We start from the raw sequence: 13,091 nt of genomic DNA on the forward strand, positions 1-13,091 counted from the left end.
GACGATGCGTTGCAGTTTTTGGCCCTCAGGATCGGTGAGTCTGCGGGCTTTGAGGGGTGCGGACACCGCGGCTCCCAGGATCGGCTGCTGGTGTTACGGTCAACCCTGACACCGATCACTCACCCAGGCGAACGTTCCCGGCCACGGCACTACGTGGTCGCGGTGACCGGCCCCAAGATGTACGAGGCCGGCGACGTGAACTGGACCTCCAACGGCGCCGAGGCGCGGGTTCAGGTCACCCATACCCAGACCTTCCAGTCGGTCTCGGTGGACGGCTCCACCCTGGAGTACGTGTCCACCACCGCCGATGGTGAGGTCGTGGACGCCTTCACCATCGACAAGGGCGAGGACGGCAAGTCGGTCACCGACGACCGTTGACCCGTCGGCGCCCATGATGTGCGCCGTGTGCCCGGTCCGGGTGGGTGCGTCGAGGGACGTCTCGGTTCTCCGTCCCGACGCGCCCGCCCGGACCTCGTCGGCCCCGTGAACCGGTGGCCGGCCCGGGCCTGGGTGGCCCCGGGCCGGCGATCCCGGCCCGGGGGTCGTCAGCCGACCAGGGCCTGCCAGGTGATGGGCCCGGCCTGGCCGTCGGAGACCAGACGGTTGGCGCTTTGGAAGTTGCTCACCGCGGTGTGCATGACGGGCCCGAAGTTGCCGTCGACCTCGACCCCGGCGCTTCGCTTGTTCATCACCGTTTGCAGGGCGCGCACGTGCGAGCCGTCGGCCACGCCCTCCTCCAGTTCGTAGACCAGATGCGGCCAGGTCAGGGGGCCGACCTGGCCGTCGTCGACCAGTCCCTGATCGCGTTGGAAGGCCTTGACCTCGGCCACGGAGACGGGCCCGTGATAGCCGTCGACCTCCAGTGAGCTTCCGCGCTGGTTCATCAGGTGCTGGATGGTGCGGACGCGGGCTCCGTTGGATTCGGGGTCGATGCTGGACCATCCTCCGCCCAGGTCGACTCCGCGCGCGGCCATGAACGGGACGGGGTCGGTGTGTGATCCCAAGGACCCGTTGTGGGTTTCGAAGTGCAGGTGGGGTCCGGTGACGTTGCCGGTGGCGCCCATGTCCGCTATGCGTTGCCCGGCCGAGACCGAGGCGTTCAGGGCGACGCGGTAGGCGCTCAGGTGGCCGTAGTAGGTATAGACGCCGCCTCCGTGGTCGAGAACGAGCGCCTCACCGGTGCGTCCGGGCAGGCCGCCACCCCAGGATCGACGGACGACGGTGCCCGCGGCTGCGGCGTAGGCGGCCGTTCCGGTGGAGTTGGTGACGTCCTGGCCCGCGTGGGGGCCGCCGCCGCGTGGGGCACCGTAGTGACCGCCGTTGGGAAAGTATCCGAGTGCGGGGTTGCACCAGGCACCGTTCATGGCCGAGGCCGCGTGGGCCGTGGCGCCGCCGAGGCCGGCCACGGCGACGGTCGCGCCCAGTCCGAGCCCGATGAGCGCGCGTCGGGACCATGGGGCAGGGGATGGGTCAGTACCGCTCGGAGCGGGGGTGGGGGCCGAGCAGGAACCGCACATATGGTCTCCACAAAGATTAGTTTCACATGTAGCATCTGTTGCGTTGGTTTCCTACATACGAGGGAGAATAAGGGCTTCGGACCCGCTTGAACAGGGGGTCACCGCTCCTTTCCTCCGACCCACCGCCCTTGTCCTGGCCGGTCCCCACGCGCCCCACCAAGGGCCATCTCCCCCGAGACCGATACGACACCGGCGCCCCCGCCGCGTGACACCCCCACCACCCCCGCAGGAGTCACAAGGTCAACTACCCGTGGCTGAAGCCCACGGGCTTGCGGGTAGGCGCCCATCTGGTGGATGGATCCTTCCTCCCGCGTCCGACACCCACTCATCTGGTGGGTGCTGGGGCGGTTGACTCGCGCCCCGCAGCCCACGCCGCCTGGCCTCGGTGGGCGAGGTTGCGTGCAGCGTTCACATCGGCGTGCAGCACCACACCACATTGGCGGCACATGAACCGGTTCCGGGTGGGCCGGTTGCGTCTGGAGGTGTGGTCGCACTCCGAGCAGGTCTGAGAGGTGTAGGCCGGATCCACGATCAGGACCGGCACCCCCGTCCTGCGAGCCTTGTAGGCGATGAAGTCCCGCAGTTGCGCGAAACTCCACGAATGCAGCATGGAACGCTGTTGCTTGGCCAGCCGTACCCGGCCACGGATGCCCCGAAGGTCTTCCAGGACGATGCCGTGATCGGTGCGTTCAGCCCGCTCCACGATGCGTTTGGAAATCGTGTGGTTCACATCCCGCGCCCGCCGTGCCTCCCGGCGGCGCAGACGCTTCAACACGCGTTTGGCGCTCTTGGTGTTCTTGGCCTGGAGTTTGGCGCGAAGCTCGTTCTGTTGCCTGCGCTGCCGGTTCAGGTGGCGTCCGGCGAAGCGGTCCCCGGTGGAGGTGGTGGCGATCTCCACGATCCCCAGATCCACCCCTACGAACCCCACCGGATCCGGGTTCTCCTCGGCCTCGGGCACCTCACAGGTGGCCGCAAGGAACCACTGCCCGTCCTGACAGAGCAGGTCGCTCTCACCCTGGCGACACTCGGCCAACAGCTTCAACTGATCAGGCGAAGAGGTGAAGCCCAGATTCTTCATCCGCCCCACCACGGTCCAGATCGAGACGGTGCGCGCGTCCATCTGCCAGGACAGACACCGATCATCGAAGGGTTGCGCCGCATCGGAGCGGAAACAGATCGGGGTGGACTCGATCCGCGCCCGCCGCGCAGAATCCTTCCGGCCCAGGTTTCCGGCTTTCAGGTTCGCGTGCCGGGTGGTGTAGGCGTCCGCGACCTTGCCCAGGACCCGCACCGTGGGCTGCGCCGACAACCCGAACCTGGCTTTCAGCTCGTGGTAGAGGGCCCTTTGCAGGGTGTACTTGTCGCGAGCCCCGGTGGTCTGAGCGATGCGGGAGGCGTGGTCGGCGGCCTCGTTACAGGCGTGCAGGGTCGCCTCAAGCGCCTGCGCCTGTTCCGGCGAAGGCAGCAACTTGACCCGCACCACCAGCTTCATCACCGAACACGCTAACCACCCCGACCAGGAGGTGGGGCCGAATCAGAGAACTTCTCCGCCTTTTCCCGGTCTTCGATGGCCGGGAAGAGTGTGCGGGGGTGTTTCCTCCCGGCCCTGAAGGACCGGGCTTCCACACCCAGAAATCAGGTGAACATGCATGGCCACGTCGGTGACCGCGTCCATGGTCCCCGCGAAGAACAGTCCCGCCATGAAGACGGCGGTGGAGGGCGCCAGACCGGCGGCGATCGACCCGAGACCGGTGAGGACGGTGCCCGCCACGGCCACGTTCGCCGACCCGAGCCGCCGTACCAGTACGGCGGCGACCAGGCCGGCCAGGAACGCCCCCGCCGGAAAGGCCGCCACGGCCACACCGTAGACGGCGTTGTCGATGCCGATGTCGGCCTTGATCTCGGGGAACCGGGGGACGAGGTTGGCGAACAGGGCACCGTTGGTCAGGAACAGAGCGGCGCCCGCGATCCGTGCCCTCCGGTCGACGCGGGCGGCCCGATTCCGTGTGTCGACGCTCACGGGTTCGAACCTATCCGCCGCACGCCCTCGCCGGTGGGACGGGGGCGTGCGGGGACAGGGCCGGTTCGGACCAAGGATCAGGTCAGCGCGGCGACCACCGCCTCCTCCCCATCCCACCGGGCACGCAGCCGCCACCTTCCTCGGGGCTCGGACTCCAGCACGTGCGGGAGCAGGATCCGATCGCCGGGCTCACCGACCTCGGGCTCCGCACCGGCTTCCCTGGTGATCAGCACCTTCTGTGGACGTTGCCCCACCCGACCGCCGTCCTTCCAGATCTCCAGTTCCGCCTGTTCCTGCACACCGTTCAGGGCCCGCCGGAAACAGTCGAGCGCCACCTCGTCGGCGGTGCCGTCGTAAACCCAGCGCCACCCCAGGACGGAGTGGTCCAGGGTGCCCACGAGGTGCTCCTCGTGATCGGTCAGGGGCGCGCCCCGGTAGGTCAACGGGAGGTGGTGCAGGCGGCCGGAGCGTCGCAGCAGGAACACCTCCACCCCGACCTCCCCCTTCGGGTCGTCGAACCGATAGGTGCCCAGGACCTCATCGGGTCCCTCTCCTGCCCACGGCCTACCATCCAGCCAAGAGCCGATCAGGGTCGGTTTGTCCGGTGTCAGAGTCGCGTCGTAGATGATCGCCATGGGGCCAGTATCCGCCCGAGACAGTCCGGCCGCACCCTCCGGTGCGCCACTTCCCCGGAAAGAGGCAGGGTTTCATCGTGGTGGGGAAGCCCTCGGGGCGTATGGCGGCTTCACCCGAGATCCGGTACTCCTTCCCCGGGACCGATTCTTCGTGGAGGTCGGCCTTCGATCGTTGTTCGGGGGTAGGGGTCCCGCTGTGCGCCCGAGCCGGCTCCGATGGCGGAGTGGCGCACCCGGGCCACGACACCTTTCATCCCTAGCGTTGAGGACATGACCCCGACCGAGAGAATCTACTCAGCTCTGCTCAGACGTGATCGGGAGAGCGAGTCCGAGCTGCCCGCCCCCGTGCGCGCCGACGTCGCGCGCAATGGGCTGCGCCTGGTGTCGGCCAACGCTCTGCAGTCCTCCGGTGACCAGACGGTCAACGCCTCGACCGTGCTGCCCTGGCTGTTCCACTCCTTGGGGGTGCCCACGGCGCTCGTGGGGTTGCTCGTGCCCATCCGCGAATCCGGTTCGATGCTGCCGCAGGCGTTGCTGACCCCGCTGATCCTGCGGGTGCGGTATCGCAAGTGGGTGTTCGTCCTCGGTGCCCTGGTCCAAGCGTTGTCGGTGGCGGTGATGGCGGCCACGGCCGCGCTCGCGCGGGGGCTCACCGCCGGTGTGGTCATCGTGGTGGCCCTGGCGTTCTTCTCCCTGGGCCGGTGTCTGTGCTCGATCTCCTCCAAGGACGTCCAAGGTCGCACCGTTCCCAGCGGGGAACGCGGCCAGATCAACGGGCTGGCCACCACCGCCGCCGGGCTCGTGGCCATCACCCTGGGGGTGGCGATCCGAGTGCTGGGTGGGGAGGACCTGGACGCCGGCCGGCTCGCCTGGGTCCTGGCCGGTGGCGCCGTCCTGTGGGTGGGTGTGGCCTGGGTCTACGCGGGGGTTCGGGAACCCGCCGACGCGTCGGCTTCGACGATCGAAGGATCGGGGAGGGCATCCGACGACGAGCCGGTGCGATGGCACGACTGGTTCGTCCAGACCCTTCGTCTGCTGCGCGATGACCGTTCCTTCCGACACTTCGTCACGGTGCGCGGTCTGTTGCTGGTCTCGGCGCTGAGCCCACCGTTCGTGGTCACCCTGGCCACCGACTCGGGCACCACCGGTCTGTCCGGGCTGGGCGGGTACGTCATCGCCTCCGGGGTCGCGGCCCTGGTGGGTGGTCGCCTGTCGGGCCGGCTCGCCGACTGGTCGAGCCGCAGACTGATGACGTTCGGTGCCGCGATCGCCTCGGCCATCATCCTCGTACTGGTGCTGGTGGTGTCGTTGCCCGGTTTCAGCGGGGAGAGCGCGTGGGGGTCGGCCGTGTTCATCGGGGCGTACTTCCTGCTCACGCTGACGCACACGGGAATCAGGGTGGGCCGCAAGACCTACGTCATCGACATGGCCGAAGGCGACCTGCGCACCACCTACGTTGCGGTGTCGAACTCGGCGATGGGACTGATCCTGCTGGTGGTCGGCGGTCTCAGCTCGCTGCTGACGCTCCTCGGCGTGGAGTGGACGCTGCTCTTCCTCGCCACCCTGGGTCTGGCCGGGGTGGTCGGCGGCGGCCGGCTCCCGGAGGTCTCCCGAGGGTCCCGAGGGTAGGGGCCGGCCAAGGTACGGCGAGGGCCGGTTGAGAGCGCGGCTCGCACGAATCCCGGGAACCCCTGAACCTCAGGAACGACTCCGCCTTTCCGCCAAGACCACCCATTATTCGATGCGTGGATCCGACGAAGAGGTGTCCGCCTACCGGAAACGCGATGTCAGGTCCGTGGTCGCAGGAGCGGCATCAACGGGCAGTGGGCCCCGACCATGCGGCACAAAAGCACCACCCCGGCCAGGGACACCACGACCGCCGCCGGGACCGGGCCGAAGGGATCCGGGAGTTCCTGCGTCAGCACGAGCACTCCCATGACCAGCACGAAACCCCCGAAGCCCTTACGCAGTGCGGCCTCGGGCACTCGGGAGGTAAGGAGCGAGCCCACGAGCGACCCCGCGACCGCGGCGGCGGTCACCATCGCCACCAATGCCCAGTCCGGGCTCACGCTCGTCAGGTAGCCGGTGAGTCCGGCGAAGGACTTCATCGCTATCACGAGCAGGGAGGTTCCCACCGCCGCCGGCATGGCCAAGCCACCGAGCAGGGCGAGCGCGGGCACGACGAGGAACCCTCCCCCGGCGCCGACGAGTCCGGTGATCGCCCCGACCGCCACACCGTCCAGGATGATCCGTCGCAGGGGAAGCGCTCCGGACTCCGCGTCCCGATCGGTGCCCCCGGCTCTGGCCCCGAGCATGGTCACGGCGGTGGCGACCATCATCAGGGCGAAGGCGATCATCAACAGGGTGCCCGGCAAGTACCCGCCCGCCAGGCCGCCGAGGAAGGCCCCCGCCATACCGGAGGCTCCGAACACCAGTCCGGTGCGCCAACGGACGTTGCCCGCCCGCGCGTGCGTGAACGTACTGACCAATGAGGTGACACCGACGACGAACAGGGACGCGACGATGGCCTCCTTGGGCTCCATCCCCGCGACGTAGGTCAACAGCGGGACCATCAGGATGGAACCGCCGCCTCCGAGCAGACCGAGCGCGAGCCCGACCACCACCGCGAGGCCCAGGACAAGGACGGGTTGGAACTCCATGTTCGACTTTCTTTTCGAGGACGGGCGACGTGGGCACGACCGACCACCGTCAAGGGAGCGGGGCGGTGCCATTCCCCCTGTCGGACGAGACAGCGGGTCCGGCACCGTCCCGGTCAGGGTGATCAACCGCTGATCGTCTCGGGGGCGGACCGGACTCGCCCCCATTCCGGCCGGTCCGAGTAACCTCCGTCGAGTTCGACGACGTGGTATCCGGCACGACGCAGCGCCCCGGCCGCCACCGAGCTACGCGCACCCGACCGGCAGTAGCTCACGATGGTGCCCTCGCTCGGCAGAGCATCGAGGTTCCACAGGATCCGACCGGCGCTGATCTGCATTGATCCCGGGATGTGTCCTTGGGCGTGTTCGGCCTTGTCGCGCACGTCCAGGACGAGCGCGACGTCGGCCTCGGCGAGCTCATCCGGGGTGACGCGTTCCGGCACGAACGTCGGCAGGCCCTCCATCGTCGTGGTATGACCGGCCACGTGGTCGATGCCGACACGGAGCAGGTGGTCGCGCACCTTCCGGGCGGCGTCCGCGTCGGACGTGAGCAACACCAGGGGCCGGGTCTCGGTCTCGGGGTCATAGGCCCAGGCCCCGAAGGTCGCGGCCTTGTCCGGGCCGGGGATGTTCAGCGCCCCGGCAATGGTTCCCCGGTGGACATCGGTGTGGGATCGGGTGTCGACGAGGACGACCTCGTCCTGGTCCAGGGACCGTCGAATCTCCTCGGCGCCGAGTTCGGGCGGCGGGGTGAGCGGGCCCAGGACCCGCGGTCCTTCCTTGTTCTGACGTTTCATCCGCGCGAAGTAGGCGTGGACGTCGGGTTGGCCGTCGAGCAGTTCCTCGACGAAGCCGTCCATGTCGTCTTCGCGCAGGTACGGACCCCACCAGGCGTTGAGCCGTTCGTAGCCGACCGTGGTGGCCGGGAGCGCGCCGAGGGCCTTACCGCAGGCACTGCCCGCGCCGTGCCCGGGCATGACCTGTACGTGGTCGGGCAGGGTCAAGAACACCTCGCGCAGACTGGTGAAGAGCAGACGTGCGCCCTCGAACCGGGTGTCGACCCCTCCGGCGGCCTCGTCGAGCAGGTCGGGGCGGCCCAGGTCCCCCGCGAAGACGAAGTCGCCGGAGAGCATGTAGCCCGGTTCCTGACTGAAGGCGCCATCGGTGACCAGGAACGACAGGTGTTCGGGTGTGTGTCCGGGTGTGTGGCGTGCCCGCACGGTGACGTTGCCGATGGTGATGGCGTCGCCGTCGCGGAGCCTCCGCGCCTCGAAGCCGTACTGCCAGTCCCGGCCGCCTTCTCCGGAGACGTAGACCGTGGCGCCGGTCGCCGCCGCGAGTTCACGGGTGCCGGAGAGGTAGTCGGCGTGGATGTGGGTCTCGGTCACGGCCACGATCCGCATGCCATGGGCTCGGGCCAGGTCGAGGTGGTCGTCGATGTCTCGGCGGGCATCGATCACGATGGCCTCTCCCCTGGCCTGACAACCGATGAAGTAGCCGGCCTGGGAGAGGTCGTTGTCGTAGACGCGTTCCAGCAACATGGTTACTCCTTGGACGAAGTGTTCGGTGTGGAGGGTTCGATGTGGCGTACTCGCGCGGGTCACATACTCCGGGGAGTATCCGGAAGACAGGGTTCGGCCCTGCCCACGACGCTCAGCGGCGAGCGCCGATCCGCGAGAGGGAGTCCTCGATGTCGACGTCGTTGTAGGGCTGGTTGTAGGGCAGGCGCGCCAGTGCCATGCCCATGGCACAGGTGTCGGTGATGGCGGCGAAGGCCAGTCCGGCACCGACGATCCCGGCGAGGGCCACCGCGGGGGGCCACACCAAGGAGGCGAGTACGGAGGTCAGGACGATGGTGCCGGCCACCAACCGAACCTGGCGTTCGAGCGCCCACTTCTGAGGGCCCCGAACGACGGGGGCACCCTGGGCCGCCCAGGCGTTCATGCCACCGTTCATCACGACCGTGTCGCTCAGCCCGGCCCCGGCCAGCTTGTCCCGGCATTGCCCGGCCCGACCTCCGGACTGACAGACCAGGACGAGGCGGCCGCCGGCCTCGGCGACGATGCGCTCCAGGTGCGCGTCCACGCGCCCCAGGGGCAGGTTGATCGCACCGGAGATGTGGGAACTCTCGTATTCGGCGGGGGTACGCACGTCCACGAGCAGGGTGTGCGGATCGGTTTCGATCAGGTCGCGCACGGCGCGCGGGTCGATGCCGTGGTCGCTCATGGTTTTCCTTCCGTCGTGGTGAATCCGATCCAGATACCCCGGGGAGTATCGGGAGAGCGGATGGGGACCTTGGTGCGGGACAGCGTCGGCCCACCGGGGCCTCCCCCATACCGGGGGGAGTATCCGAAAGCCAGGGATACACCCCGGCCGAGAACAGGTATGTCCCTACAGAGGTCGGCCGCACGGACGCGGACCCGTAAGGTCGTGCGCCCGCGCGGTGTCAGGCCAGGGCCAGGAAGAGCTTCTCCAGCTCCTCCTCGGTGAGCTCGGGTTCCTCACCCCGTTCGCGCGCGGTGTTGCAGTGCCGCATACCACTCGCGACGATCTTGAACCCGGCCCGGTCCAGGGCGCGGGAGACCGCCGCCAACTGCTGGAGGACGGCGGCGCAGTCCTCCCCCTCCTCCATCATGGAGATGACACCGGAGAGTTGGCCTTGGGCGCGCTTGAGTCGCGTGATCGCGTCGCCCACCATTTCAGGCTTCAATGCAGGTCTCCTTTCACCCTGTGGATGACAACATACCCCCGGGTGTATCCATTCCGCCACTCGGGTCACGCACGGCACCAAGGGGTCCACCCCGAGCCCACCTCGTCCTCGGTTCCCCGCCCACACGCGAGTCGACGCGCCGACACGGCGGGCTCACGCGGACCGGTGGCCACCGGTCGTCGTCGACTCGATGGCCACCACCCTGACGAAACGGGATCAGGGCCGGTCCGCCCCGACTCGTTCAGAGGACTCGTCCGAGGCCTTGGTGGGCTGCGGCCGCTCCAGTGCCGCGCCCTCGACATCGACGCCGGGCAGGATCCGGTCGAGCCACTTCGGGAGGTACCAGGCGGCGGGCCCGCACAGGTGCAGTAGGGCGGGCACCAACAGCAGTCGGACCACGAAGGCGTCGATGAGCACACCCACGGTCAACCCCAGTCCCAAGGGAGCCGACATCGGGTCCGGGCTGAACGCGAAACCCGCGAAGATCGACGCCATGATCAGCGCGGCCGCGACGACGACCGAACGTCCCGCGCGCAGACCCTGGCGGACCGCGAGCCGTGGGTCCGATCCCCGGGCATAGGCCTCGCGCATCCCCGAGGCGGTGAAGAGCTGATAATCCATGGCCAGCCCGAAGAGCACACCGACCGCGAGGACCGGCATGAAGGTGAGCACGGGCCCTGGATCACCGAAGGGGAAGAGCCCACCGAACCAGCCCCACTGGTACACCGCGACGACGGCTCCCATCGCCCCGGCGAAGGATCCTACGAAGCCGAGGGTGGCGATCACCGGCAACAACAGGGACCGGAACACCATGATCATCAGCACCAGGGACAGGGCGATGACCAACACCAGGTAGAGCGGTAGCGCGTCGGCGATGATGTCGGAGATGTCGATGTTGGCCGCGGGCCAACCGGCGACCGACAGCTCCGCGTCGTCCAGCCGGGTCCCCTCCAGCGGATCGCCGTCGCGGAACTCGTGCACCAGCGCTTCGGTGGATTCGGCGGTGGGGCCGTCCACGGGGATGATCTGGAAGGCCGCGACCGTCTTCTCGTCGTTGAGGGCGACCGGCATCACCGAAACGATGTCGGGGTGGCGCCCGAGTTCCTCAGCGATGTCGATCCGGTACTGTTCGGCGGTCTCGTCCCCAAGACCACCGGGAAGGTCCGCGACGGCGAGGAAGGGGCCGTTCCAGCCTGCTCCGAAGGCTTCCGCAGTGGCGTGGTAGGCCTGGTAGGGGGCGGTGTCCTCCGGTTGGGCGCTGTTGTCGGGAAGGCCCAGACGCAGGTCGAGGGTGGGCACCGCGAGCACGGCCAGTCCAAGCAGGCTCAGCGCCACGACACCGATCGCCTTGGGGGTGCTCATCGGCCGGTCGATCGCGATTTCGCGCGCGGGTGTCCCGCCGGCGACGGCGTCGTCCCGCACCTCCTCCAGGGCTCTGCGTTCCCTTCGTGCGAGGATCCGCGGGCCGGCCAGGGACAGCAGTGCCGGGGTCATCGTGATCGCCATGAGTACGGCGATGGCCACGCAGAACGCGCCCGCCGTCCCCATCATCCCGAGGAAGGGCAGGCCCGTGACGTTGAGCGCCAGCAGCGCGATGATGACCGTGGCTCCGGCGAACATCACCGCGTTGCCGGCAGTGCCGTTCGCCAGCGGAATGGAGTCCGCCACGCTCATGCCCTGTTTGAGCTGGGTGCGGTGCCGGTACAGGATGAACAGCGCGTAGTCGATGCCCACCGCCAGGCCCAGCATCAGACCGAGGGTCGGCGTGATGGCCATCATGTCCACGAACGCCGAGGCGGACACGGTCAGCAGCACGCCCACTCCGACGCCGAGCAGCGCGTTGAGCAGCGGAAGACCGACGCCGATGAACGTGCCCAGCATGACGAACAGTACGACGGTGGCCACCACGAGGCCGATGACCTCGACGATGCTCATCAGGTGCGGTTCTTGGACCGAGAGTTCCTCACCGGCGAGGAGCTCCACGCCGTCGATGTCGGCTTCGGTGAGCGTGTCGGTGAGTTCGTTGAGACGTTCAGGGTCGACGCCGTCGAGTTCACCGTCGAACCGCAGGGTGATGATGGCGGTGTCTCCGCTGTCGGAGACCAGCGCCGCGTCCTCGACGAGTTCCAGCATCGCCTCGGCGCGCTCCAACTCCGCGCCGCCTTCGGTGTGTTCACGCTCGGCCTGTTCCAGGTCCTGCTCGGCGGCCTCGATCTCGGTGAGGGCCTGGTCGAGCTCTTCTTGGCGCTGTTCGAACTCGGCTGCGGCGGCCTCGCGGGTGCCGTCGTCGCGGGCTTGCTCGATGGCCTCGTCGAGGTCTTCCTGCGCGCCTTCGATCTGTTCCCGCGCGGGTTCGGTCTCCTCTCGTGCGGTGTCGATCTCCGCTCGGGCGGAGTCGAGTTCCTCGCGTCCGGTGTCGATCTCGTCGTATCCGGCGGCGATGTCGGTCTCGGTGGCGAACGGGTCGGCGACCGTGGTGACGGGTTCGTGGTCTTCGAGTCGCTCCATCAGTTGCCTGAGAGCGCTTTCCTGATCCTCGGTGAACGGAGCCTCGTTCGTGGTTCGCACCACCACGTCGGCGCTGCCGCCGGCGAGTTCGGAGTCGGGGAACTCCTCGGCGACGCGGTCCGCCACCTCCAGTGTCTCCAGCTCCGGCAGGGATATCTCGGTGGTCAGCTGCCCGCCGAAGCCGGCAACGGCCGCGAAGGCCAGTAACAGCAGTGCGAACCACGAGGCGATGACGGTCTTGGCCCGGCGCGCGGCCAGGCGACCAAGACGATGGAGTAGTAGTGCCATGCCGGAAATATTAAACGCTACGTAGCGTATCGAATATCAGGGTTCACCCTGACAAACCCCTGAGAACGAGGCCCACGAGATCCTCACACCACTGCTCCGAGGGCCGGGCCCCGGCCAGGATCCGAATCGCCATGGTGTGACTGAGCGAGGCCGCCGCCGCCGAGAAGTCCTCCCTGGGCTCGATGGCACCGCTCTGGGCCGCGCTGTGCAGCCGTCGAACGAGGTGCCGGTCGTCCCACACCCCGACGTAGCCCTCGGTACTGCGTCCCACCGCGTCCAGGTCCGCCGAGAGCACCGCGCGCGCCAGGCTCATGTGACCGGGACCGAACGCCTCCTGTCGCAACCCCAACACCCAGGCGAGCAGATCGGCACGAAGATCTCCGGTGTCCACCACCTCCAGACCACCGACCCGAAGAAACCCGGAAAGGGTCGCCTCGCGCACGATCTCCGCCTTGGAGTTCCACCGCCGGTAGATCGTCGTCTTGGCCACCCCCGACTCGGCGGCGATCCCCTCGATCGTCAGATCGTCATAGGGCTTGGCCCCCACCAACCTCGCGGTCGCCTCCAGAACGGCCCGCCGCGAAGCCTCACTGCGCGGACGCCCACGCCGCACCTTCTCCTCAGTCATGCCCGTCATCCTAGAACCCGCCTCGGTTTCCGGTGGGGAACCGGATGGCACCCCGCCCACACCACCGGGCACGTGCGACCGGACCAGTACTCATCGATCGATCGCCCGGCCATCGTCTCCACCTCGGC

11 protein-coding genes and 1 pseudogene are annotated in these 13,091 nt (G+C 68.4%); 2 read left to right on the forward strand and 10 right to left on the reverse strand.

Annotation, left to right across the window (positions count from 1 at the left end; translation table 11 throughout):
* Positions 1–150 precede the first annotated feature (150 nt).
* Positions 151–378, forward strand: a pseudogene (locus ABZ717_RS09875) (metallophosphoesterase); the annotation flags it as partial.
* A 167-nt stretch (positions 379–545) separates the two neighbouring features.
* On the opposite strand, the gene ABZ717_RS09880 reads toward ABZ717_RS09875, so the two are convergent.
* The 4 genes from ABZ717_RS09880 to ABZ717_RS09895 all read right to left on the reverse strand — a co-directional run bounded on the left by ABZ717_RS09880 (position 546) and on the right by ABZ717_RS09895 (position 4,172).
* Positions 546–1,517, reverse strand: coding sequence for a peptidoglycan-binding protein (locus tag ABZ717_RS09880; RefSeq protein ID WP_358507821.1), 972 nt, complete (start codon positions 1,515–1,517; stop codon positions 546–548).
* A gap of 325 nt (positions 1,518–1,842) precedes the next feature.
* Positions 1,843–3,009 carry a transposase gene (locus ABZ717_RS09885; RefSeq protein WP_358507822.1) on the reverse strand — a complete coding sequence of 389 codons (1,167 nt, stop codon included), beginning with the start codon at positions 3,007–3,009 and terminating at the stop codon, positions 1,843–1,845.
* Between the two features lie 42 nt (positions 3,010–3,051).
* Complete coding sequence (locus ABZ717_RS09890; RefSeq protein WP_358507823.1) at positions 3,052–3,537, reverse strand: MFS transporter; 486 nt, start codon at positions 3,535–3,537, stop codon at positions 3,052–3,054.
* Between the two features lie 77 nt (positions 3,538–3,614).
* Positions 3,615–4,172, reverse strand: a complete 558-nt coding sequence (locus ABZ717_RS09895; RefSeq protein ID WP_358507825.1) for a hypothetical protein — start codon at positions 4,170–4,172, stop codon at positions 3,615–3,617.
* 270 nt (positions 4,173–4,442) lie between these two features.
* Here ABZ717_RS09895 and ABZ717_RS09900 point away from each other — a divergent pair, with 270 nt between their 5' ends.
* Positions 4,443–5,801, forward strand: a complete 1,359-nt coding sequence (locus ABZ717_RS09900; RefSeq protein ID WP_358507827.1) for an MFS transporter — start codon at positions 4,443–4,445, stop codon at positions 5,799–5,801.
* Positions 5,802–5,959: 158 nt separating this feature from the next.
* Here the strand turns inward: ABZ717_RS09900 and ABZ717_RS09905 are convergent, their stop codons facing one another.
* The 6 genes from ABZ717_RS09905 to ABZ717_RS09930 all read right to left on the reverse strand — a co-directional run bounded on the left by ABZ717_RS09905 (position 5,960) and on the right by ABZ717_RS09930 (position 12,963).
* Positions 5,960–6,832, reverse strand: a complete 873-nt coding sequence (locus ABZ717_RS09905; RefSeq protein ID WP_358507829.1) for a sulfite exporter TauE/SafE family protein — start codon at positions 6,830–6,832, stop codon at positions 5,960–5,962.
* Between the two features lie 122 nt (positions 6,833–6,954).
* Entirely contained in the window at positions 6,955–8,370 is a 1,416-nt protein-coding gene (locus ABZ717_RS09910; RefSeq protein WP_358507831.1) for an MBL fold metallo-hydrolase, read from the reverse strand.
* A 112-nt stretch (positions 8,371–8,482) separates the two neighbouring features.
* Complete coding sequence (locus ABZ717_RS09915; RefSeq protein ID WP_358507833.1) at positions 8,483–9,055, reverse strand: rhodanese-like domain-containing protein; 573 nt, start codon at positions 9,053–9,055, stop codon at positions 8,483–8,485.
* Positions 9,056–9,275: 220 nt separating this feature from the next.
* Positions 9,276–9,527 (reverse strand): metal-sensitive transcriptional regulator, encoded by a 252-nt coding sequence (locus tag ABZ717_RS09920; RefSeq protein WP_358507974.1) that lies wholly within the window; start codon positions 9,525–9,527, stop codon positions 9,276–9,278.
* Between the two features lie 228 nt (positions 9,528–9,755).
* Entirely contained in the window at positions 9,756–12,335 is a 2,580-nt protein-coding gene (locus ABZ717_RS09925) for an MMPL family transporter (protein WP_358507835.1), read from the reverse strand.
* Between the two features lie 43 nt (positions 12,336–12,378).
* Entirely contained in the window at positions 12,379–12,963 is a 585-nt protein-coding gene (locus ABZ717_RS09930) for a TetR/AcrR family transcriptional regulator (RefSeq protein ID WP_358507837.1), read from the reverse strand.
* Positions 12,964–13,091: the final 128 nt, after the last annotated feature.

This window comes from Nocardiopsis sp. NPDC006832 (genome assembly GCF_040635885.1).
Taxonomy (GTDB): domain Bacteria; phylum Actinomycetota; class Actinomycetes; order Streptosporangiales; family Streptosporangiaceae; genus Nocardiopsis.